General features: G+C 68.2%; 20 protein-coding genes, 1 pseudogene and 1 riboswitch. Of the genes and pseudogenes, 13 read left to right on the forward strand and 8 right to left on the reverse strand.

The genetic code is table 11. The features are described from left to right. Positions 1–188: 188 nt before the first annotated feature. The gene (locus ACQPYY_RS11885) at positions 189–1,661 is read right to left on the reverse strand and encodes a DUF222 domain-containing protein (RefSeq protein ID WP_433593768.1); all 1,473 of its coding nucleotides are present in this window, start codon (positions 1,659–1,661) and stop codon (positions 189–191) included. Between the two features lie 81 nt (positions 1,662–1,742). After that, a complete protein-coding gene (locus ACQPYY_RS11890) occupies positions 1,743–3,107 on the reverse strand; it encodes a DUF1214 domain-containing protein (protein WP_433593769.1) in 1,365 nt (454 codons plus the stop codon). Between the two features lie 363 nt (positions 3,108–3,470). On the opposite strand from ACQPYY_RS11890, the gene ACQPYY_RS11895 reads away from it, so the two are divergent. Continuing rightward, positions 3,471–4,361 (forward strand): DUF1254 domain-containing protein, encoded by an 891-nt coding sequence (locus ACQPYY_RS11895; protein WP_433594626.1) that lies wholly within the window; start codon positions 3,471–3,473, stop codon positions 4,359–4,361. A 59-nt stretch (positions 4,362–4,420) separates the two neighbouring features. Then, the gene (locus ACQPYY_RS11900) at positions 4,421–4,654 is read left to right on the forward strand and encodes a hypothetical protein (protein ID WP_433593770.1); all 234 of its coding nucleotides are present in this window, start codon (positions 4,421–4,423) and stop codon (positions 4,652–4,654) included. On the opposite strand, the gene ACQPYY_RS11905 is transcribed toward ACQPYY_RS11900, so the two are convergent. Next, positions 4,638–5,522: a helix-turn-helix domain-containing protein gene (locus ACQPYY_RS11905; protein ID WP_433593771.1), complete on the reverse strand. Its 885-nt coding sequence runs from the start codon at positions 5,520–5,522 to the stop codon at positions 4,638–4,640. The genes ACQPYY_RS11900 and ACQPYY_RS11905 overlap by 17 nt on opposite strands. A gap of 655 nt (positions 5,523–6,177) precedes the next feature. Between ACQPYY_RS11905 and ACQPYY_RS11910 the strand changes: the two genes are divergently transcribed. After that, positions 6,178–6,963 (forward strand): alpha/beta fold hydrolase, encoded by a 786-nt coding sequence (locus ACQPYY_RS11910; RefSeq protein ID WP_433593772.1) that lies wholly within the window; start codon positions 6,178–6,180, stop codon positions 6,961–6,963. Positions 6,964–6,969: 6 nt separating this feature from the next. Here ACQPYY_RS11910 and ACQPYY_RS11915 read toward each other — a convergent pair whose 3' ends face one another. Next, on the reverse strand, positions 6,970–7,767 hold the full coding sequence (locus ACQPYY_RS11915) for a thioesterase family protein (protein ID WP_433593773.1): 798 nt from the start codon (positions 7,765–7,767) through the stop codon (positions 6,970–6,972). 98 nt (positions 7,768–7,865) lie between these two features. Here ACQPYY_RS11915 and ACQPYY_RS11920 point away from each other — a divergent pair, with 98 nt between their 5' ends. After that, a complete protein-coding gene (locus ACQPYY_RS11920) occupies positions 7,866–8,492 on the forward strand; it encodes a TetR/AcrR family transcriptional regulator (protein ID WP_433593774.1) in 627 nt (208 codons plus the stop codon). Between the two features lie 29 nt (positions 8,493–8,521). Here ACQPYY_RS11920 and ACQPYY_RS11925 read toward each other — a convergent pair whose 3' ends face one another. Continuing rightward, the gene (locus ACQPYY_RS11925) at positions 8,522–9,310 is read right to left on the reverse strand and encodes a CPBP family glutamic-type intramembrane protease (protein WP_433593775.1); all 789 of its coding nucleotides are present in this window, start codon (positions 9,308–9,310) and stop codon (positions 8,522–8,524) included. Between the two features lie 1,160 nt (positions 9,311–10,470). Here ACQPYY_RS11925 and ACQPYY_RS11930 point away from each other — a divergent pair. The 7 genes and pseudogenes from ACQPYY_RS11930 to ACQPYY_RS11960 form a co-directional block, all read left to right on the forward strand. Then, positions 10,471–11,019, forward strand: a pseudogene (locus tag ACQPYY_RS11930) (PucR family transcriptional regulator); the annotation flags it as partial. 96 nt (positions 11,020–11,115) lie between these two features. Beyond that, on the forward strand, positions 11,116–11,667 hold the full coding sequence (locus tag ACQPYY_RS11935) for a nuclear transport factor 2 family protein (RefSeq protein ID WP_433593776.1): 552 nt from the start codon (positions 11,116–11,118) through the stop codon (positions 11,665–11,667). Between the two features lie 37 nt (positions 11,668–11,704). Beyond that, positions 11,705–13,405, forward strand: a complete 1,701-nt coding sequence (locus ACQPYY_RS11940; protein WP_433593777.1) for an AMP-binding protein — start codon at positions 11,705–11,707, stop codon at positions 13,403–13,405. A 70-nt stretch (positions 13,406–13,475) separates the two neighbouring features. Further along, positions 13,476–14,351 (forward strand): lysophospholipid acyltransferase family protein, encoded by an 876-nt coding sequence (locus tag ACQPYY_RS11945; protein ID WP_379096574.1) that lies wholly within the window; start codon positions 13,476–13,478, stop codon positions 14,349–14,351. A 181-nt stretch (positions 14,352–14,532) separates the two neighbouring features. Next, the gene (locus ACQPYY_RS11950) at positions 14,533–15,678 is read left to right on the forward strand and encodes an acyl-CoA dehydrogenase family protein (protein ID WP_433593778.1); all 1,146 of its coding nucleotides are present in this window, start codon (positions 14,533–14,535) and stop codon (positions 15,676–15,678) included. A gap of 308 nt (positions 15,679–15,986) precedes the next feature. Then, positions 15,987–16,184 carry an AMP-binding protein gene (locus tag ACQPYY_RS11955; RefSeq protein WP_433593779.1) on the forward strand — a complete coding sequence of 66 codons (198 nt, stop codon included), beginning with the start codon at positions 15,987–15,989 and terminating at the stop codon, positions 16,182–16,184. 49 nt (positions 16,185–16,233) lie between these two features. After that, entirely contained in the window at positions 16,234–16,962 is a 729-nt protein-coding gene (locus ACQPYY_RS11960; protein ID WP_379096582.1) for an enoyl-CoA hydratase/isomerase family protein, read from the forward strand. Between the two features lie 26 nt (positions 16,963–16,988). Here ACQPYY_RS11960 and ACQPYY_RS11965 read toward each other — a convergent pair whose 3' ends face one another. The 3 genes from ACQPYY_RS11965 to ACQPYY_RS11975 form a co-directional block, all read right to left on the reverse strand. Continuing rightward, positions 16,989–17,360 (reverse strand): hypothetical protein, encoded by a 372-nt coding sequence (locus tag ACQPYY_RS11965; protein WP_379096585.1) that lies wholly within the window; start codon positions 17,358–17,360, stop codon positions 16,989–16,991. 199 nt (positions 17,361–17,559) lie between these two features. Next, positions 17,560–17,892 (reverse strand): DUF732 domain-containing protein, encoded by a 333-nt coding sequence (locus ACQPYY_RS11970; protein WP_379096588.1) that lies wholly within the window; start codon positions 17,890–17,892, stop codon positions 17,560–17,562. A gap of 85 nt (positions 17,893–17,977) precedes the next feature. Next, a complete protein-coding gene (locus ACQPYY_RS11975; RefSeq protein ID WP_433593780.1) occupies positions 17,978–18,892 on the reverse strand; it encodes a hypothetical protein in 915 nt (304 codons plus the stop codon). Between the two features lie 165 nt (positions 18,893–19,057). Here ACQPYY_RS11975 and ACQPYY_RS11980 point away from each other — a divergent pair, with 165 nt between their 5' ends. Together ACQPYY_RS11980 and ACQPYY_RS11985 are read left to right on the forward strand one after the other, a co-directional pair. Beyond that, on the forward strand, positions 19,058–19,624 hold the full coding sequence (locus tag ACQPYY_RS11980; RefSeq protein WP_433593781.1) for a hypothetical protein: 567 nt from the start codon (positions 19,058–19,060) through the stop codon (positions 19,622–19,624). A 142-nt stretch (positions 19,625–19,766) separates the two neighbouring features. Further along, positions 19,767–20,990, forward strand: a complete 1,224-nt coding sequence (locus ACQPYY_RS11985; protein ID WP_433593782.1) for an MFS transporter — start codon at positions 19,767–19,769, stop codon at positions 20,988–20,990. Between the two features lie 38 nt (positions 20,991–21,028). Beyond that, positions 21,029–21,138, forward strand: a riboswitch (SAM riboswitch). The last annotated feature ends 3 nt before the right edge of the window (positions 21,139–21,141 follow it).

Consider the following 21,141-nt stretch of genomic DNA (forward strand, 5'->3'; position numbering starts at 1 on the left):
TGGGCTGGGGGTGGCGGGTGATGGTTCCCAACCTGGCGTCAGCCCAAGTCCGGTAGGGCAGGCGAGGCGACCACACTCCGCGTAGCTCTGCGCACGCCCTTGTGACACGAGCAGCCGTGACGCACGCAGCCCGAAGGGCCCCACCTTTGGCGGGGCGCGGGCTTTGCATGATCGGGGGAGGCCACCTGTCAGGCGAGTGACCACCATTTGACCGGTGGGCGTGTGCCATCGCGCAGCCTGGCCAGGGAGGCGGCCATCAGCTCACCCGCATGGTGGCGATCGTTGACCCGGGGTGTTCCGGTGCGGTCGATGTGACGTGGCGCGATCCACCCTGTCCGGCCCGCATGGCCGGAATCCTTTGGCATGACAACGGTTTTCCAGCCGCCTGGCCCGTCATGGATCAGCGCGTGGCAAGCATCGCAAGCCAAGGTCAAGTTTTCGATGTCGGTCCGACCGCCCTTGGCCCACTCGGTGACGTGGTGCACCTGGGTCAGCGTGGCGGGTGCGTTGCATCCCGGGCGGGTGCAGCCGCGTTCGGTGGCGATCAACGCCATCCGCTGTGCGGAGTTCGCGAGCCGCTTGGTCCGCCCGAGGTGCAGGGCCTGCCCGGCGTGGTCGAAGATCGCCAGGAACGGCTTCGACTTCTCGGCCAGCCGCAATGCTTCTCCCAGCGGCACGGTCCCACCCGACGCGGTCGTGGACACCCCGGCAGCCGCTTCGACCTCCGCGAGCGACATGGTGATGATCGTCGAGACCGGCAGCCCACGGTGCTGACCGGGAGTGGCCGGACCCATCTCGGGCCGCAGGAACGCCAGCAGCGCGTCATGGTTGCGCTGCGCGGCGGTGCGGTTGTCACGGCGTGCGGCCCGCTCCAGCCCGGCGAGGGCTGCGTCGTCGAGTCCCTCGGTGGTCCAAGGGCTTTCAGCATCATCGGGGTTGCACATGCCGGGCCGGGCCAGGCTGGCGAAGATCGGGTCCAGCACCGCCCGCAGCGCGGGGGTCACCTGCGCGGCGATCGCCGACATGCCATCGACGCCCTGCTTGCCGAAGCTGATCCCGCGCCGCCGCTGCCGGTCGCAATCATCGGTGAGACGCCCGTCGGGGTCGAGGTAGCCCAGGATCCGGTCCCCGATCTTGGGCAGATCATCGGGCGTGGATTCGGTGGCGAAGTGCGCGAGCTGGAATTCGGCGCGGTCGCGGGTATCGGCGTCGACCTTCCCCGGAATCTTGTCCATGATCTTCGCGATGTGGCGCGCGGAATCGGCTGACACCAAACCCATTTCCTGGAACGCCGCCGTCCACGACAGCCACGGCTTGACCATCCGCCCGGCTTCCCGCCGCATCCCCAGCAACTCCGCGGCCCGCACTCGCGCGCAGGCTTCGGCGTGCCCGAGACGCAAGGTCTGCTCGAGGTATTTCGACGTCCGCTTCACCCCGGCCTGCTCCGGCAGCCCCCGATTCTCGACTTCCCGAATCATCTTGTGCTCGAACGCGGCCGTGCTGCGCCGCATGCTCTCCCAATCCCGCAGCACATCCACCAGGTCGTCATCCTCGATCGGGTCGAGGGATTCGACGATCAGGACTTCGGTCGCGACACGCATCATATCGATGGCATCCGCCACCGTGATGTCGTCCGTGAGAACCTGACCTGCCGAATTCATACCTCTATTCTAACGCGGACTCGAATGCCACAAGCACCGAATTATATTGTTACACAACTAATTTCACATTCGGAGCCAGGCTCAGGCGGGTTGGATATCAGGCAGCTTCCAGCTCTTGTCGAGGAGCGCTGGCTGGGGTCCATAGAAACGGAAGAGAACCTCGAACGCCTGCCCGGATTTGGTGGGTACCCAGTTGGACTTCTTGTCCTCCTGTGCGCTCGGACCGAAGTGCACGTCAACCGAACCGTCGGCATTGGGCTGCAGGCCAGGCGTATTGGAGGCGCGGCTGGGCCACTCGACATCGCGGATCAAAGTGTGAGTTTCGCGGTTGTACGCCGTGGCCGACCAGTACAGGCTGACCGGTGCATTGGCCGGCACGGTGATGCGGTAGTTCTTGCCACCGTCGAAGTCGTGCCCGTTCTCGTCGTTGATAGCCATCAGGTAGAACTGGCCCGAGCCGAGCCTTTTCGCGGAGAAGAACCCGAAACTGTATGTGATGCCGCGGGTGTCGACCGGGTAGTTCGAGGTATCTGCGTACCCGTTCTGCATCGCGGTGATCAAAGTCTGGTCGACCGGCACCGCCCAGTGCGTCCCGTCGAAGTAGGCGGGCGTGAAGAGTTTGACGTACTGCTGTTCGATCCAGGTGTGAGCGTCGGCTGCGGCGGAGTCCAGGCGCGCGGTTTCCGCCGGATCAGGCTGGTACTGACCGCCTTTCGTAATACCGAGGGTAGCGAGCTGGTCGATCATGGCCATGTCGCGGGCCAGGAACGGTTCGACCTGCACCCGCCGGTTCAAGGCGGTGAAGAAGTCGTGATCGTAAGGAATCGTGGCATCGTATTCTTTGCCGAAAGCATCGACATACGGTGTCGGCGGCGGGTTTCCGGCGGCACTCGCGGGGTAGAGGCCGCAGCGCTTGCCGTACGTCACCGCAGCCGCGACATCGGCGTCGCTGCCGCTCTTCACGTTCGAGCGCAGCAGGGCGAAGCCGGTGGTGGTTTCCGAACGCAGCGGGATGAATCCGTCCGGTATCCGGCCGTCGTGGCCGGGCGGCAGGATCAGGTAGCGGCCGCCCGCGCCCTTGTCGGTCCCGGCGGGGCCGACATCGGCGAGTGGGGTCTGCCAGGCCGAGTCGATGGACCCGGTGATGGTGGAATCGCCTTCGGCGGGCGGGATGTCGAGCACCACGGGTCCGGCCGAGGTGTCGTAGAACGGCATCAGGTAGATGGCGTTCGGATTCGGGGTCAGGGTCTGGTTCTTCGAGTCCACGAGCTTCGACCAGTACACGACCTGGTTCGGACCACCGCCGATGCCGATGGCGGCCTGCAGCATCCGGTCGTAGTTGACCAAGGGCATACCCCAGATGACCGCTTCGAACGCCCGGGCCGAGACCAGGTCTTGATCGATATCGGTGGCGGTGGCGCCGAGAATTGCTGCGCGCCGGGACACGGTGGGCCCGGATCGACCCGCTTTGGCTACTGCATCGCTATCTGATGGCATGGTGTGAAACTAGCGCTGGCCAATCGGGTATCGCGGATTGCCACGCACCCAATATTGAGGCTCTTGCAACGTCTCCAGTGAAGGAGTGGGTACATGAAGGCGATGCGATCCGGTGCCATGGTTATCGGTGCGCTACTGGTGTGCGCCACCGCGGCCGCCTGCGGCAACGATTCCTCGAGCTCGAGCTCGACCACCACCGGTGCCAGCGCAGCGTCCGGAACCAAGGCCAAGGCCGCGGACTATCCGCCGAACCAACCGGCGATCGTCACCGTCGAGAACTTCGCCAGAGCCGAAACCGACCGTGAGTTCGCGATGTCGGTGCAGGATGGCGGAATCGGCAATTTCCACCACATCCGCGAGCCCATGCCGATCGATCGCCAGACGGTTGTCCGCGCCAACCGCGACACCCTGTACTCCTCGGCGGTGATCGACCTCGATGCCGGTCCGGTCTCGATCACGCTTCCCGACGCCGGCGACCGCTTCCTGTCCCTGCAGATCATCGACGAGGACGAATACACCCCCGACGTCGTCTACGAGGCCGGTACCTACACTTACGACCGCGACAAGATCGGCACCCGGTACATGATCGCCGCGGTCCGCACCTTCGTCGACCCGAACAATCCCGCCGATGTCGACGCCGTCCACAAGCTGCAGGACGCGATCACCATCAAGCAGGACAGCAAGGGAGTCTTCGAGATTCCCCAATGGGACAAGCCCAGCCAGGACAAGGTGCGTGACGCGTTGCTGGCCCTCGCCACCACGCTGCCCGACACCAGGAACTCCTTCGGTCCTCGTGGGCAGGTCGACGAGGTTCGCCACCTGATCACCTCCGCCTCCGCCTGGGGCGGCAACCCCGAGAAGGACGCCCTCTACCTCAATGTCACGCCGCCCGACAACTCCGGTCGGGTCAACTACCAGCTGCACGTGAAAGACGTTCCCGTGGACGGTTTCTGGTCGATCAGCGTCTATAACGCCCAGGGCTACTACGAGGCCAACCCGCTCAACGCCTATTCGGTCAACAACACCACGGCCAAGAAGAACGCGGACGGCTCCTACGACATCCAGTTCGGCGGCTGCGACGGTCAGATCCCCAACTGCCTGCCCATCGAGCCCGGCTGGAACTACATGGTCCGTCTCTACCGCCCGCACCAGAACATCCTGGACGGCACCTGGACCTTCCCCCAGGTCCAGCCGATCCAGTAGTCGGAGCGCCGCGACATGCCCCGGGTTGGACGCTGTGAACTGCGGCTATGTTGCGCGGCATGGCTTCCCGCGGTAGAGGCGAGGTGACCGGCCAGACGGATTGCCAGGATCCGGAGGGCGACTCGAGCTCCGACGAGTTCGGCGCCGCCTGGACGACGGGGCTGTCGTTGACCGGGGCCGCGGTGTTGTTCGTGGTACTGCGGTTGTTCGCGGTGTCCGATTACGACCGGGAGATCATGATCATCGGGATCGATCACGTTCGTTCCCGCGAGGTGATCAAGACGATGTCGTGACGCCCGGCTCCTGGCCACGGTGGGAGCGGTGGGCGGTGTCGGGTCCCAGGGCGCGCAGAACTTCGAGGGCCTCGACGGCGGGGGAGCCGGGCGGCGGGGTGAACACGCGCAGACGCTGGTCCTCGGCCTGGGTGTGCAGGAGTTCGTAGTCGAATTCGATCGTGCCGATGTCCGGATGGCGAACGCGCACATGGCTTTCGCGGCGGACGGCGACCTCGTGGCGTCGCCAGAGGTCGGTGAACTCGGGGCTCGCGGTCTCGAGGCGTTCGATCAGAGCGGTCGAGGCCCGGTCGTAGCCGCGGCGGGTCGCGGCGGCGCGCAGGTCCGCGACGCGCAGCCGGCCCAGCCGGTCGTGTTCCTCGGCGGGATAGGCCTCACGGACCGACGGTTCGGTGAACCAGCGCCACGCGATATTGCGGTCCGATTCCGCGATGGTGCACACGCATCCGAACAGCGCCTCGGCCAAGGCGTTCTGGGCGAGCAGGTCGCCGAGGTCGGTGATGAGCTGGACCGGGGTGTCGCTCAACCGGTCGAGCAGGTAGCGCAGCGCGGGCCGCACGGCGTTCCCGGCGCGTACCCCCTCGGGCGGGCGATGACCGGCCAGCAGATACAGGTGGTCCCGCTCGTCCAGGCTCAACCGCAGGCTGTGCGCGAGCGCGGCCAGCACCTGGACCGACGGCTGGGAACTACGCGCCTGCTCGAGCCGCATCACATAGTCCGCGGACACCCCGGACAGGTGCGCCAGCTCCTCGCGCCGCAGGCCCGGCGTGCGCCGACGCGGTCCACCGGCCAAACCCACCTCCCCCGGCTGTAGTCGCTCCCGGGACCGGCGCAGGAAGTCCGCCAGCTTGTCGCGGTCCATCGTCATGCCCTCCATCCTGCGCGACCCGAAGTCGATCCTCGACCGCCCCGGAGCGCGCGCGGTCACCGGACTGCTGTCCGGCGGCGTGCGCCGGACGGGAAGCTGTAGCTGAGCATGCGCCGCAGCACCACCCGCTGCCAGTCCTGCCGCTTCAGCTCCTCCACATCGCGGGCAAGGGTGTGGTCGCGGTCATCTCGCCGTGGAACTATCCGCGCCGAATCCGGCGTGCGCCCGTTCCTCGGCCGGCCCGTCGTCGAGCGGCTGCTCGGCCGGCAATCTGCTGGATCGCGAACATGCGCGTCATCGGCGCGTTTGATCCTCGACCCTGGCCCGTCGGAACGCATTCCCGCCGCCGGCGGAGCCGGATTCTTGCGAGTCGTGTGGCAGCGCTTCGGCATTGCCGCGGCGCTGACCAGCCGCCGGCGTCGCGGGTCGGGCCGATGGCGTGCGACTGCGCGAGCGTCTCGCGCACCGGGGGCGCCCGCCGACGAGTCCGCGTCGGCCGCGCTGAGTGCGGCGCCCACGACGCTCGGGTGCGCGGAGGCTGAGGTCGCCCCTCCTCGAGGCTGGGACCGCCGCTACTAGGGAAAGCTCTCCGCTCCTCACCGCCCCGAGTTCGCGAGAAGGTCGATCACGTCGAGCGATACGAGAGGAGCCGGATATGGGTGAGGCGGAAATGCGGGAGGTCACGGTGGGTGACGCGCGGGTGCCGTATCGGGTGCTGGGTGCGGGGCATCCGTTGGTGCTGGTGCACGGCAGCGGTGCGGGCGCGCGAGCCTGGGACGGTGTGGCGGGCGCGCTCGCCACCACCAATCTGGTTGTGCTGCCGAATCTTTCGGGCAGTGATCCGGCTCGCGACGATGGCGGTGAGCTCACCGTCGAGCTGCTCGCCGAGCAGTTGGCCGCGGTTGTCGCGGATCTGGGTGCGGGGCCGGTCGATCTGGTGGGGCATTCACTGGGGGCGGTGGTGTCGGCCGCGCTGGCGGCGTGGCGGCCGGAGCTGGTCCGCAGCCTCGTGCCGGTCGCGGGCTTCGCCGGACCGGGTGACGAGTATCTGCGCAACTCGCTGACCGTGTGGCGCGATCTCCTCGGTGACGCGGCTGCTTTCGCGCGGTATTCGATGCTGCTGGCGTTCAGCCGCGCGCACCTGCGATCGATCGGTCACGCCGCGGTGGAGGAGCTCGCCGTCCGGTTCCAGTCCACCCCGGACCGCCGTCGCCAGATCGAACTGGCTCTGCGCCTGGACATTCGGGACCTGCTGCCTCGCGTCCAAGCGCCGACGCTGGTGATCGGGGCGGCCCAGGACGGGTTCCTGCCCGTGGAGAACGCCCGGGAGCTGGCGGCCGCCATCCCGGGCGCGGTGTACGAGGAAATCGATACCGGTCACGTCGTGATGGTCGAGCGGCCGCGCGAATTCGTGAAGCTGGTCAGCGATTTCATCGCCTGACCGGGGTCAGCTGGTCGGCTGCGGTCGCAGGGTGAGGCTCTGCTGGGCGTAGCCGACCGGGCCGCGCAGGTCGTGCAGGACCGTGGTGGTCAGGCCCTGGCCGCTGTGGCCGAACACCACGGAGGTGTCCATCCCGACCCACGGGGTTTCGGGCTGCCGGTACAGGTGGATGGTCATGTCCACGTTCGGGAACATCCATTTCGTGGGTTCCTGCCGGACGGCGATGCCGTTCGCGGTGTCGACCAGCGCGATGTAGGAGGCCAGCGCATCGGCGTCCTCACCCTCGATCAGGTCCACGGCGGTGGTGATCCACGCGGTGGCGCGGCCGGGTTCGGGGACGCCGACCTGCCGGGCCTCGATCGATTCGATGTAGCCGCCGGGCCAGACGGGGGTGAGGGACCACGGTGCGAGCGAGTCGGGGGCCGGCAGCCGGTCCGGTTCGCCCCCGGCGACGATGCCGGTGTCCTGCGCGCCGAGGAACCAGGCCCGCGCGCTGATGGTGTCGCGGCCGCCGATGATCACCGTGGCCTCCACCAGTTCGATGGTGCGGCCCGGCCGGATGGTCTCGACGCGAATCTCGAACTCCTCGAACGCGATCCGGCCGAGGATGTCGAAGCCGATGCGGCTCAGCACCAGGTCGGGGCGATCGGTGCGGGCGCGCAGGATCTCGTGCACGATCAGCCCGGCCACCGGGCTGAAGTGCTGTTCGCCGGAGGACCAGGCGCCGCCCGCGTGGTGAGTGGGGACGAAGCGGTGGTCGCCGACGCGCCGGAAGTAGGCGGTCTCGGGTGCGGTCGTATCCATCACGTTTCTCAACCTACGGGTCGAGTTTTGATCTGGCCAGTCGGTAGACCAGCTTTGTGGTTGATCTAACGAACCCGCCGGGCGGATATGATCGGGCGATGAGTACGACCGTGGACGAGGAAGCCGCCCCCACCGGGCGCGCGGCCCGCCGCCGTGATCGCCGCAAGGCGGAGATGATCGCGACCGCGCTGCAGATCCTGTCCGGCAGCGGCTACCAGGGCATGCGCTTCGAGGACGTCGCGGAACGCACCGACATCGCCAAAGCCACCCTCTACCACTACTTTCCGAGCAAGGACGCGCTGGTCTCGGCCGCGCTGGAGAAGCTCACCACCGATGTGCTGACCCGCCTGCGCGAAGCGCTCGACGCCGCGGCCGACCGGTCACCGGCCGAGCAGCTGCGGATTCTGATCGCCGAACAGCTGCACATCCTGACCGTGCTCTACCCCGAGGTGGGCAAGCTGTTCTCGTTCCCCGCCCCCTGGCCCGCCGAGCACAGCGAGGCCATCAAGACCATGCGCCGCCGCCACGACCGCATGTTCCGCGAGGTGATCGACCGCGGCATGGATTCGGGCGCATTCGATTGCCCCGATCCCGCGGTGGCCCTGCACTGCCTGCACGGCATTCTCAATCACGCCTCGATCTGGCTGCGTCCCGAGGCCGACCCGGACCACCGCATGCGTGACGCGGTGGTCGGCGAATCGCTGCGGCTGTTCACCCGGGGCTGATCGCGACAGGTCACTCCCGGGTGGTACTGCTAACCCGCGACGGGCTCGATCTTGTGGCGCTTGACCAGCAGGATGATCGCCAGCACCGGGTAGAGCAGGATCGGCAGCATGGTGCCCGGATAGAAGGTCTGGCCCGCGGTGATGGCGGTGCCGGTCAGCAGCGAGAAGTCGAACAGGCCGTGCAGCACGGAGTTGAGCACATTGCCGCGGCTGACTCGGCGGATCAGGTAGAAGAAGTAGCCCGCCAGGCTGACGATGATGGCCTGGGGCAGGGCGCTGAGGCCGTGGCCGACCACATTGGTCAGGTGGACCGCGCCGAAGATGATCGACGACCACAGCGCCACGCGGCCCTCGGTGAGTCCGTGCTCGCGCAGCACGGTCACGCCGAGTCCGCGGAACATGCCCTCCTCGCCCCAGCCGACGAACTGGGTGGCGATGAGCAGCAGCAGGACGTACCCGATGCCCTTGTCGGCCAGCTCCCCGTAGTTGATGCCCACCGCGATGGCGGCGATGAACGCGATCGGCACCACCCACACCCACCGCTGGGTCGGGCGGTCGTCGCGCAGAACCGGGCGGAGCCGGCCCAGGTAGGCGGTGACGCCGTAGACGAAGGCCAGTGCCAGCGCGAGCGGGATGATCATTCCGAAGAAGACGCCGCGGCTGGTGTAGAAGTCGCTCTCGCCGGTGATGTTCTTCAGGATGAGGCCGAGGCCCTGGATGATCGCCAGATAGGCGACGACCGCGACCGCGAACAGCCCGTAGGTGAAGGGCCGGCGAGTCGCCGAGGGGCTGACACGGGTGGCATCGGCGGTGCTCATGCGCAGAACCTACCGGTCATTCCTTCCGTTCGGTTGTATTCGGATCGGGCGGATCGACGAGCCTCGCCACCGCCGGGTTGTCTCACCCAGTTGGACGATTCGCCCGTTCCTCTTCCTGCCGACCCGGCGGCTCGTCAGTCTGGTCGGATGCCCATCAGTGTGGAGGGAGCAGCGTGACCGAGCCCGCGCCGCCCGCGAATCCGCTCCGGCTGTCCGAGCTCGGTGCGGACCCGGCGGCGGTGCTGCGGCTGATCACCCATTTCGACGCCTTCGACGAATCCGCCGCGAACGCCGACACGGTGATTCGCGCCGCCGCGCTCCTGGCCGAATGCCCGGCCGGCGCGAGCTGGCCCTCCGGCACCGTGATCCGCTACGACGCCGCGGGCCGGCTGCTCCCCGCCACGGCCGCCCCCGCCGACGCATCCGGCTCGGACCCGGCCGTCTGGCTGGAGCGTCACCCGCCGACCTCGCTTCCGGTGGCGTCGGGCACGGACGGGGGCCACGCGCAGGAAGCGGATCGTGCGCGCGAAGGGACCGCTCTCCGAGTCGATGGCCGACCCGGCGATTGCGGTGCGGATGTCGACGGCACGCGGAATCGTCTGCGCGGCAACGAGGTCCGGACGGGCGCGCAGGAGTCGCCGCCGCAGCAGTGGCCCGCGGATACGTCGGCCCGGCCGCATCCCTTGGACGGCGTGGTGCTCGATCGGCTCCGGCATTGTCTGCGGGTGGTGGCGGCGCGGCAGGTGGCCGATCCGCTGCGGATGGATGATCCGGCGCTGCTGGAAGTGGTGCTGTCGGAGAAGGAGCGGCGGGAGGATCGGGTGCGGGCGATGCGGCTGCTCGGTCTGGATCCCGGCCGCGCCACGCGGGTGCTCGCGGTGACCGGGCCAGGGGCGGCGGAGGCCGTGCGGATCATCGGCGAGCACGTGCCGATCCTGCGGCAGGCGGTGATCGGGGCGACGACGGCCGTGCTGGTCCAGGATCTGGCCGCCCTGGGGGGATTCGACGGTCGCGGCGTGATCGGTCATCTGGCCGCTGTTCTCGGGGCGGGCAGCTCCACGCGGCAGCCCGGCCCCCGTGCGGCGGGTTCCGCGGCGACGCCCCGCGGCGGCGAGGATTCCGCGTCCGGCCCCGGGCGGCCCTCCATGGTGGATCGCGGTCTGTCGGACACCTTGAACGCTGCTGTGGTACAGGCCTTTCCGGCCTCTCAGACTGGCGCGGCCGGTCCCTGGATCGGGGTGGGCGAGCGGTTGCCCGCGCTGGCGGCGGCCGCGTCGTGGGAGCAGGCGCGGCGGGCCTTGCGGTTCGCGTCCTCGACGTGGCACGGGCGCAGGGTGATCGCGTTCGAGCGCTTGGGGGCGCTGGAGCTGCTCGCGGATCTGCCGGTGCAGCGCCTGCTGGGAACCGCGGATGTGACGCGGATCAACGAATTCGCCGCGACCGAGGCGGGTGCGCTCGTGGTCGACACCCTCGAAGCGTTCTGTGTCTTCGGCACGCTGCGGCGCACCGCGACCGAGCTGCATCTGCATCACTCGACGGTGGCCGCGCGAATCGCCCAGGTGGAGGCCGTGATGGGCTGGGATGTCGACGACGCGCTGGACCGGTTCACGGCCACGCTGGTGTTGTTCGTGCGCCGGATGGCGCTGTCGTCCGCGCAGTTGGCGGGTCCGTCCGCGGTCGACCCGACAAGCGTCGGGTCCCGGCGGTGATACCGGCGACGGGCGGCGGGTGATCCGGGTCACGTCGATGGCCGACGATCGATGGGCACGGCACCGCCGCCGTTGCGGGAGAAGGAGATTCACAGCATGGCCATCGTGGAACCCACCAAGACCTGGAAGCTGCTCGAGGAGCGGCTGGCCGTCACCACCAACGAGCGCCACCGTCAGGTGCTCTCGATCGTCATCGATCACATGAAGGCCGAGGCCGTGCCGGATCTCGACGGTCTGATGAAGACCCTGACGGCGGAGCCGGACTACCACTTCTGGCAGTTCGGCCAGGATGTCGGCCCGAAGGGCTGGGACGGCGTGCGCGACTACTACGCGGCGTTCGTGGAGAGCAAGTCCAACATCCTGGAGTTCGAGCTGGACCGCCTGCTGGTCGACGACGACTGCGTGGTCACCGAGGGCTATCTGCGCCAGATCTACCCCGGCGCGTACGCCGCCCAGATCGGCCTCCCGGTCGAGGACCCCGAGGCCGACTACCTGATCTCGTTCCGTCAACTGCTGCTGTGGCCGGTGGACGAGGCGGGTCTGATCATCGGCGAGGACTCCTACCACTCGGGTCCGGTGGAGATCCGCAAGCTGTCGTTCGAGGAACTGCCCAGCGAATACGTCGAACTCGTGTACCCGGGTATGTGACAACGGCGAGACTCGGCAGATGGAAGGCGAATCGGACATGACGGACCTATCAGTGGCGACCCCGGCGACCCCGGCGGCGCCGGCCCCGGTCGAGCGGCGCGCGGACATCGCGAGCCTGCTGCTCGACCGGCTCGGTGACGAGCGGCTCGGCCTGCGCACCCGGGAGCGGGACTGGACCTGGGACGCGGTGGTGCGGGAGTCGGCGGCGCGCGCCGAACTGGCTCGCGACCTGCGGCGCGACGGGCCGTTCCACATCGGTGTGCTGCTGGACAATGTGCCCGACTTCGTCTTCTGGCTAGGTGCGGCCGCGCTGGCGGGCGCGACCGTGGTCGGCATCAATCCCACGCGTGGCAACGCTCAGCTGGAGGCCGACATCCGCTATGTCGACTGCCAGCTGATCGTCACCGACACCGCCGGCATGGCCCGGCTCGGCGCGCTGGACCTGGGCCTGGAACCGGACCGGTTCCTGCTGGTGGACGATCCGGCCTATGCCGAGCGGGTGGCGGCGCACGCGGCCGAGCCGGTCGCGCACGCCGGTGCCGAGGCCCTGCTGCTGTTGCTGTTCACCTCGGGCACGACCGGCACCTCGAAGGCGGTCAAGTGCACCCAGCGCCGCCTGGCCATCCTCGGCTACGCGGCCAGCGACAAGTTCGGGCACATCCGCGAGGACGTGGACTACTGCTGCATGCCGCTGTTCCACGGCAACGCGATCATGGCGTTGTGGGCTCCGGCGCTGGTGAACGGTGCGACGGTGTGCCTGACCCCGAAGTTCTCCGCCACCGGATTCCTTTCCGACGTGCGGTATTTCGGTGCGACCTTCTTCACCTACGTGGGCAAGGCGCTGGGCTATCTGCTCGCCACCCCGGCGACCCCCGAGGATGCCGACACCACCCTGGTCCGCGGTTTCGGCACCGAGGCGTCGGTGGCCGACCAGGCCGAGTTCCGCCGCCGCTTCGGCGCCGAACTGTTCGAGGGGTACGGCTCGAGTGAGGGCCCGGCCCTGGCGGCGCTGGATCCGGAGGCTCCGGCCGCCGCGCTGGGCCGTCCGGCGCATCCGGGCGTGGCGGTCGTGAATCCGGACACACTCGAGGATTGTCCGCGCGCGGTATTGGATGAATACGGTCGCGTATTGAATCCGGACGAATCGGTCGGCGAGATGGTCGACAAGGCGGGCGCGATCGTATTCGAGGGCTATTACAAAAACGATGTCGCGGATGCCGAACGTTTGCGGAACGGTTGGTATTGGACAGGTGACCTGGGCTATATCGACGAAGCCGGATTCCTGTATTTCGGCGGCCGGAAAGGCGATTGGCTGCGCGTCGACGGCGAGAACACCTCGACGCTGTCCATCGAACAGGTCATCCGGCGGCACCCGGCGGTCATCGCCGCCGCGGTCTACGGTGTGCCCGATCCGCGCTCGGGCGACCGTGTGATGGCGGCCATCGAGGTCGCGGACCCGGACGCCTTCGACGCCGCCGAGTTCGCCGAATTCCTCACGGCCCAGGACGATCTCGGCTCCAAGGGTGCGCCGCGCCTGCTCCGTGTCTCCGGCAGCCTCCCGGTCACGGGATCGAACAAGGTGCTCAAACGTGAACTCCAGGAACAGCGCTGGCACACCGGCGAGCTGCTCTTCCGCTGGTTCGGCCGCGGGAAGCCCGAATACGAACCCCTGACCGATTCCGGCAAATTGGAACTCGAAGCCGAGTTCGTCTCATTCGGTAGAGGGAACCTGTTCTAGCCCTGATTCGGTGACCTGCGCGGACTTTCGTTACCATGAAGTTATCGAAGGTTCTGCAGGGAGGGTTGCCTTGTCTCACGACAGTCATGGGTCCGAAGAACAAACGCCGAAGGGGCTCACCGACGGCGCGCCGTTGCACGTCGATCTCACCGATACCGATCGCCGGATTATCGACGCGATCATCGCGCCGTCGCGGGCCTGGTTCAGCCCGCGCTTCTACGGGATGGAGAACTTCCCGCTCGAAGGCCCGGTGCTGCTCGTCGGCAATCACAGCCTGGCGGGCGGCACCGACGCGCCGCTGCTCGCGCACGAGATCCTGGTGCGCCACGATCGGCTGGTGCGGGGGCTCGCCGAGAACGTCCTCATCGACGTGCCGGGGCTGCGAGATGTGTTGCACCGCTGGGGAATCGTGCGCGGCAACCGCCGCAACTGCACCACGCTGCTCGAGCAGGGCGAAGCGGTGGCGGTGTTCCCGGGCGGCGGGCGCGAGGCCATGCGCGGCAAGGGCCAGAAGTATCAACTGGTGTGGGAGGGTCGCACCGGCTTCGCCAAGATGGCCATCGCGACCGGCGCGCCCATCGTCCCGATCGCCATGGTCGGCGGCGACGATGTGTTCGACATCGTCTTCGACGGCGACCACCCGGCCATGTTCCCGGTCCGCAAGGCCGTCGAGGGCCTGGGCCTGCGCTCGACCCTGACCCCGCCGCTGATCCGCGGGCTGGGTCCCACCCTGGTCCCCAAGCCGGAGCGCTTCTACTTCTCGCTGGGCACGCCGATCGACACCAGCCCCTGGCGCGACATCCCCGACACCGACGCCGCGGCGAACGAACTGCAGGCCGTGGTGAAGAAGGCCCTCGAAGGCGAACTGGACTTCCTGCTCGGCGAACGCGACCGGGACCGCGGTCGCAGCCTGCTGGGTCGCGCCCTGGGCCGCTTCGGCCTCTAGATCCGACTCCATGAATCCCCGGTAGGTTTACCCGGGTTCAGGACCTCCGTTCCGCGACGTCAATGGCGACTGTCGCAGTTCGGACCACTTTCTCGGCCCGTGAAGTTAACCTCCGTTCGACTTTCGAGTACGGTATTGAGCACAGGCGATGGTGCCGATGTGGTCACTGTAGGAGGTTGGCGTGGAGCGCACCCTTTTCGAACCCGAACACGAGCTGTTCCGGGAGTCGTTCCGTAAGTTTCTCGATCAGCATGTGGCCCCGAACCACGAGCAGTGGGAGCACGACGGCGTCGTCGATCGCTCGGTCTGGCTCGAGGCCGGCAAGCAGGGATTCCTCGGCATGGCGGTGCCGGAGCAGTACGGCGGCGGGGGCGAGTCCGACTTCCGCTACAACGCCATCGTGACCGAGGAGGTCACCAAGGGCATGTACTCGGGCCTGGGTTTCGGCCTGCACAATGACGTGATCGCGCCGTATCTGCTGGAACTGGCGAACGAGGAGCAGAAGCAGCGCTGGCTGCCCGGCTTCTGTTCCGGCGAGATCATCACCGCGATCGCGATGACCGAGCCCGGCACGGGTTCGGACCTGCAGGGCATCAAGACCCGCGCGGTGAAGGACGGCGACGACTGGATCCTCAACGGCTCCAAGACTTTCATCACCAACGGCATCAATGCCGACATCGTGATCGTGGTCGCCCAGACCGACCCGGCCGCGGGCGCCATGGGCTTCTCGCTGCTGGTGGTCGAGCGCGGCATGGCCGGTTTCGAGCGCGGCCGCAATCTGGACAAGATCGGCCTCAAGGCGCAGGACACCGCCGAGCTGTCCTTCGCCGACGTCCGCGTCCCCGGCAAGAACCTGCTGGGCACCGAGGGGCAGGGCTTCATCCACCTGATGCAGAACCTCCCGCAGGAGCGCCTGTCCATCGCCGTCATGGCCGCCGCCGCCATGGAGGGCTGCCTGGAGCTGACCTGCCAGTACGTGCGCGACCGCAAGGCCTTCGGCAAACCGATTGGCGCACTGCAGAACACCCGTTTCGTGCTGGCCGAGCTGGCCACCAAGACCACCGCGGTCCGGGTCTTCGTCGACCGCTGCATCGAACTGCTCAACGATCGCAAGTTGAGCGTCGAGGAGGCCGCCATGGCCAAGTGGTGGTCGACCGAGGAGCAGCTCGACCTGATCAACCGCTGCCTGCAGCTGCACGGCGGCTACGGCTACATGCGCGAGTACCCGATCGCCAAGGCCTACATGGATGCCCGCATCCAGACCATCTACGGCGGCACCACCGAGATCATGAAGGAGATCATCGGCCGCAGCCTGAAGCTGACCTGACCCGGGTGACGGCCGCCGCGGCAGGTGACCGGAATATGTTCCGCGTCACCGGTTTCCGCGGCGGCCGGGCCCGATGCCGGGTGGCGACGCCCGGCATCGGAGACTCCTCCGATCCGCAGTGGGCCCGAGTGGTCCGCCGGCCGACACGCGATGGGTTGCTCTAATGTTGCCCTGTTGTTGATGGGCTCTGTCAAAATGGTCCGGACCTTGTCTTATGGCTGGACTTTCGCCTCGTCAGCGCAGGCTCCACGGTCGGTAGCTGCTGATGTTCCGGGGCGTCGGCAGAGCATCCTGGAGGAGCCGGGCGTATGCAGGGATCACGGAGCGACCGCCGGACCACCTACCGTGACCTGGATCGGCGCTCGAATCAGCTGGCGCACTTGCTCATCGGACTGCGGGTCGTGCCCGATGCGGTGCTCGCGGTCGGCATGCCGTGCTCGCCGGAATGGGTGCTGGCGGTCACCAAGCGTCCATTTGCCCTGTCTGGGCCCTCGGATCTGTCATGATCCCATCGGGACCGGCGGCGGGCCGGATCACCGAGGAAAGGCGTGTCGCGTGAGTTCAGAGCTGGTTGTCCGCACCCTCGAAGACGGCGTCGCCACCCTCACCCTGAATCGGCCCGAGAAGCTGAACGCCCTGACCGCGGGCAGTTTCGAGGAGCTGCGCGCCCACCTGGACGCGCTGTCCGGCGCGGACGTGCGCTGCATCGTCCTCACCGGCGCGGGCCGCTCCTTCTGCGCCGGGCACGACCTGGAGTCGCTCGCCGCGGGCGACGCCGTGGAATCGCGCTACGACGAGGCCAAGACCGTCACCATGCTCGAGGAGTTCCCGGTCCCGGTGATCGGCAAGATTCGCGGCCACTGCTTCACCGGCGGCCTCGAACTCGCCCTGGCCTGTGACTTCCTGGTGGCCGGTGACACCGCGCAGTTCGGTGACACCCACAGCCAGTGGGGCCTGGCCCCGGTCTGGGGCATGTCGGTCCGGCTCCCCGAACGCGTCGGCATGGCCCGCGCCAAGGAACTCAGCTTCACCGCCCGCCGCATCAGCGGTGTCGAGGCCGCTGACATCGGCCTGGTGAACCACTGCGTCTCCGACGTCGGCCTCGACGAGTTCGTCGCCCGCCTGGCCGCCCAGATCGCCGCCAACTCAGCGGGCTCGAACCGAATCTACAAGTCCCTCTACGCCAATTCCCGCGACCTGCCCCGCGCCGAGGCCCTGCAGACCGAAACCGACCTCCCCTTCGGCATGCCCGACGACGCCATGGAGCGCCTGACCCGGCGCTGACGCCACCGTCCCGGCGGCGCTCCGGGTCAGACCTCGAGGGTTTCCTCGATGTCGCGCAGGCGGTGCCGGGCCAGGGCCAGGTTGCCGCGGGTGCGGTCGATCGCCACGTACAGGAACAGGCCGCGGGAGCGGCGGCCGCGCAGGGGGCGCACCAGGTGGTACTGGTTGTTCAGGGTGATGAGCATGTCCTCGATCTCCTCATTGAGGCCGAGTTGCTCGATGGTGCGCAGTTTGGCCCGCACCACTTCGGTATTGCCGGCCGACGCCACCTCGAGATCCAGGGATTTCGAGCCGCCGAGCATGCCCAGGGGCATGCCGCTGCCGTAGTCGACGACGGCGGCGCCGATGGCGCCGTCCAGCATCATCATGTCCTTCAGGGCAACTTCCAAGTCCGCCATGGGTTTTCCTCTCCTAGCCGTGACGGGTTCTCGCGATCGGTGACGCTACGCCCGTACGGGCCCCACGGTATGTGGTTTGCTGAAGAATTCCGCAAGGTACGCAATTAACAATTTACGCAATCAGATAGAACGGGCGGTCATGAAAAAACGTGCGGGCGCAACCGTTTCCGGTTGCGCCCGCAGGCATCACCTCAACGGGTCAGCCGCAGAGGCTGCCCGGGGCCGTGGCCGCCTCCAAAATCAGCGCGGCCTCCGCGTCCTCGCCCGCGCCACCCGGCAGCCGCGTCGACAGGTGCTCCCGGGGCACGCCGGCCGCCAGCGCCGAGCAGTACGCCTTGCCCAGATCGACGGCCGCGAGCTTCTGGTCCAGATCGACCAGGATGTCCCCGTGCTCCTCCAGGTAGCTGACGAACACCTGCTCCTGCCCGGTGAGCGCGCGCTCCGCGGCGGCCACTCCGGCGGTCGCGCCCATCGTGGCGGCAGCGGCGGCAACCAGTGCGAAACCCGAAGCGAGACGGCTCTTCTTACCCACGAACTCTCCTTCAACATCGAATGAACCCGGCGAGCGTACCGCGCGCCCGGCCGATGGCCTCGTTGTCGAAGGTGACGGGCTCGGACTACTTCAGCGCCGCGTCCAGCAGCGTCACCCCGGCGGTCAACGCCGCGCCGGCGACCGGCCAGCTGGTGCCCGCCGGTTGGGTCGACAGCACCACGACGGCGTACCGGTAGGGCTGATCCGGCGAGGTGCCGACCAAGCCCGTGGTGTCGAGGGTGGTCGACGAATTCAGGTCCATCCAGCCCTGTTTGACCGCCCAGCTCTTGCGGGCGAGAGCGTCGGGGATGCCGAAGAACTGATCGGTGCCGTCGGCGGCGGTCCGCGCGGCGTCGCGCAGCGCGCCCAGGATCAGATCGCGGGTCGCGGCCGGGGCCGTGGTGGTGATGTAGCGGAAGATCGCCACGACATCGCGTGGGGTGGTGAGGGTTTCGCCCCACTGCGCGGTGTCCTCGGGCGCGGTGGTGGCGGTCAGCCCGATCGCCGCGACCATCCGATCGATGATCGCGTTGTTGCCGCCGGCCTCCCAGAGCTGATCGGCGATGTCGTCGTCACTGGCCGAGAGCATCTGGGTCACCTTCGTCGCGGTGTCCGGATCCGATTGCGCGCCTTGGCTTCCCAAGGTATCGAGCGCGATCAGGAGCTTGACCACCGACGCGGTGTAGAACTGCTGGTCGGCATTGAGACTGGCGATGGCCGTCCCGGTGGTGGTGTCCACCACGTCGATCCCGACCGTGGTGCCCGGCGAGGCCGCCTGGATGGCGGTCTGCATCTGCTGGGCGATGGCGGTCACCGAGATGGGATGCGGCGCGGCCACCGCCGCGGTGGCCTCCGGCGCCCGACCCGGACCGGCCTGGTCGTGCGAGGTGGCGAAGGCGGCGGGCGCGCCCAGCGCCGACAAGGCGACCACGGCGACGAGGCCTCCGGTCGCGATCCACGACCACCGTGCGCGCGGGGTGCGGGCCTGAATCGAGCTCATGCTCCATTACATCGACACGAAGCTCGAGACATTTCCAGCGGAAACCTGTCAATTTCCTGTTAAGCACGCGTCGATCTGATCTCGGTTCGGCGACGGCACTGACCGGCTATTTTGTGGCGAACTAAGATAATCGCTGGGTTGGGAACCATTCCGGTGGAGACAACCATGAGCGCATACCGTGAGATCTTCCGAAATGTCCTCATAAGAAGTCTCGCCCCGGTCGGATTCGGGGTGCTGGCGCTGATTGTCCCGGTGTTCGCACACGCCGACGCGGACTATGGAAGCGGCTGTGCTCTGAACTCCGACAACACATCAGCAACTGTGGACTCGCTCCGGTTCGCATGTGCGCCCGAGCAGCTGGACGCGATCTATCGGGACGCCCCGCGCGGCGACGTCCCGGTCGGCGCGAAGGACGGCTGGGTCGCCGCACCCCTCCAGAGGCAGTCCTGGACACCGCTGGTCTGGATCGGCAAGGACTTCTACACCGGTCCCACCGGCGGATACGTGCAGAACCGCCTGACCCCCGCAGGTCTGGAAGCCTGGCCCGCCACGGTCTATGCCGGGCCGTCCGTCGTCGACGGCGGGCCCGCCTGGATCCTCGACTACGCCCCGTCTCCGACCCCGAACGTGTACGACGAGATCCGCCAGGTCACCCCCGGCGTGTGGCTCGGCTACACGTGGTTCCGCCTGGGCGGCAACTTCGTACCGCAGTTGAGTTTCGTCCTGGCCTGAGCCGCCGGCGGCTTCGGATCAGCGCGCACGTAACCGTCGTGCCCGGTGGTCTCGGATTGATAGACGTGGACTCCGTTGTCCACGAAAGGAATTCGATGACCACCTCGCTGCTTCTTCCTGCCCGCGTCCGGGTCGTGCGGTCATGAGCGCGCCCGCGGAAACCGAGGTGTGGGCGCCGGTCGGGCGCACCGTGGGGGCGGTGTGCGCGGTCGGGATCCTCGTGGTCGGGCAGTTGTACGTGGTGCTGCCGGTGCTGAATCGGCTGGCGGCGGACTGGGATACGTCCACATCCGCGGCCACCTGGATGACCACGGCCTTCGGGCTGGCCTACGGGGCGGGCTTCCTGGTGACCGGACCGCTGTCGGACCGGTGGGGGTGGCGGCCGGTCATCGTCGGCGGGCTGACGGCCACCGTGGTCAGCACCCTGCTGGTGGCGGCCGCGCCGGGGCTGGTGACCGGGCTGTCGGCGCGAATCCTGCAGGGGCTCACGGCGTCGTTCTTCGCCCCCGCGGCGTTCGCCTATCTGTCGGAGCGGATCGCGCCGGAGCGCAGGATCTTCGCGCTCACCTGCCTGACGAGTTCGTTCCTCGGGGCGGGGGTGGTCGCGCAGGTGCTGGCGCAGCTCATCGGGAACGCGCTGGGCTGGCACGCGATCTTCGTGGCCGGGGCGATCGCGTTCGCGGTTTCGGCCGTGGTGCTGCGGGTGGTGCTGCAACCGCCGATCCGGTCGGCGGATCCCCTGACGGCCGACGGTGATGCGGGAACCGCTGTGGCGCCGTCGCGGTCGGTGTTCGCGCCGTTCGTGGATCTGCTCCGGCAATCCCGCCTCGCCCTGCTGTATCTGAGCTGCCTGGCGATCCTGGGCTCCTTCGTGGGCGTCTACACCGGCATCCAGCTCGCCCCGCCCGAGGGTGTGGGCTCCGGCAACGGCGCGCTGCTCGCCCTGCGGGCCAGCGCGATTCCCGCCATGGTGGCGATTCCGCTGCTCGCCGGGCGGCTCGGCGGCATCGCCCCGGCCACCCGGCTGGTCGCCGCGCTGGGGACCGCCGCGCTCGCCGTGGCCGTGACCGCGGTGCCGCTCGGCGGGCTCTGGGTGGCGGTGTGGTTGTTCGTGTTCGTCGCCGCCATCGCGGTGGCCGCCCCCGCCGCCGTCCAGACGATCACGGTCCGCGCGGGTGCGGCCCGCGGCGCGGCCACCGCGCTGTACACCTTCGCCCTGTTCGTCGGCGCGAGCGCGGGCCCGCAACTGGCCAATCTCGTGGCCCGGCACGGCTATTCGGCGGTGGCCCTGGCGGTCGCGGCGCTCTCGGCTTCAGGCGCCGTTCTGGCCGCCGCGGCCGGGTTTCGATCGGCGTGGTTGAAATGATTCTCGAAAGTATCTGCCCCCCATACTGTTTCGCTCACGGTCATGAGTTCCAGCGCGAAGCCCCGGCTCGCTGGGCGGCAACCCTCCGGGCGGTGGGGTGCTCCGGGTGACGACCGGATGGCGGCGAGCGTCGCCATAAGCGTCTTGTTCT

Source organism: Nocardia sp. CA-145437 (assembly GCF_050956485.1).
Classification (GTDB): Bacteria; Actinomycetota; Actinomycetes; order Mycobacteriales; family Mycobacteriaceae; genus Nocardia.

Excerpts from the sequence above, each read along its gene's own strand:
- ACQPYY_RS11885 (WP_433593768.1), bottom strand. The coding sequence starts at position 1,661 with ATGAATTCGGCAGGTCAGGTTCTCACGGACGACATCACGGTGGCGGAT.
- ACQPYY_RS11895 (WP_433594626.1), top strand. The coding sequence starts at position 3,471 with ATGTCGGTGCAGGATGGCGGAATCGGCAATTTCCACCACATCCGCGAG.
- ACQPYY_RS11900 (WP_433593770.1), top strand. The coding sequence starts at position 4,421 with ATGGCTTCCCGCGGTAGAGGCGAGGTGACCGGCCAGACGGATTGCCAG.
- ACQPYY_RS11905 (WP_433593771.1), bottom strand. The coding sequence starts at position 5,522 with ATGACGATGGACCGCGACAAGCTGGCGGACTTCCTGCGCCGGTCCCGG.
- ACQPYY_RS11910 (WP_433593772.1), top strand. The coding sequence starts at position 6,178 with ATGGGTGAGGCGGAAATGCGGGAGGTCACGGTGGGTGACGCGCGGGTG.
- ACQPYY_RS11915 (WP_433593773.1), bottom strand. The coding sequence starts at position 7,767 with ATGGATACGACCGCACCCGAGACCGCCTACTTCCGGCGCGTCGGCGAC.
- ACQPYY_RS11920 (WP_433593774.1), top strand. The coding sequence starts at position 7,866 with ATGAGTACGACCGTGGACGAGGAAGCCGCCCCCACCGGGCGCGCGGCC.
- ACQPYY_RS11925 (WP_433593775.1), bottom strand. The coding sequence starts at position 9,310 with ATGAGCACCGCCGATGCCACCCGTGTCAGCCCCTCGGCGACTCGCCGG.
- ACQPYY_RS11935 (WP_433593776.1), top strand. The coding sequence starts at position 11,116 with ATGGCCATCGTGGAACCCACCAAGACCTGGAAGCTGCTCGAGGAGCGG.
- ACQPYY_RS11940 (WP_433593777.1), top strand. The coding sequence starts at position 11,705 with ATGACGGACCTATCAGTGGCGACCCCGGCGACCCCGGCGGCGCCGGCC.
- ACQPYY_RS11955 (WP_433593779.1), top strand. The coding sequence starts at position 15,987 with ATGCAGGGATCACGGAGCGACCGCCGGACCACCTACCGTGACCTGGAT.
- ACQPYY_RS11965 (WP_379096585.1), bottom strand. The coding sequence starts at position 17,360 with ATGGCGGACTTGGAAGTTGCCCTGAAGGACATGATGATGCTGGACGGC.
- ACQPYY_RS11975 (WP_433593780.1), bottom strand. The coding sequence starts at position 18,892 with ATGAGCTCGATTCAGGCCCGCACCCCGCGCGCACGGTGGTCGTGGATC.
- ACQPYY_RS11980 (WP_433593781.1), top strand. The coding sequence starts at position 19,058 with ATGAGCGCATACCGTGAGATCTTCCGAAATGTCCTCATAAGAAGTCTC.
- ACQPYY_RS11985 (WP_433593782.1), top strand. The coding sequence starts at position 19,767 with ATGAGCGCGCCCGCGGAAACCGAGGTGTGGGCGCCGGTCGGGCGCACC.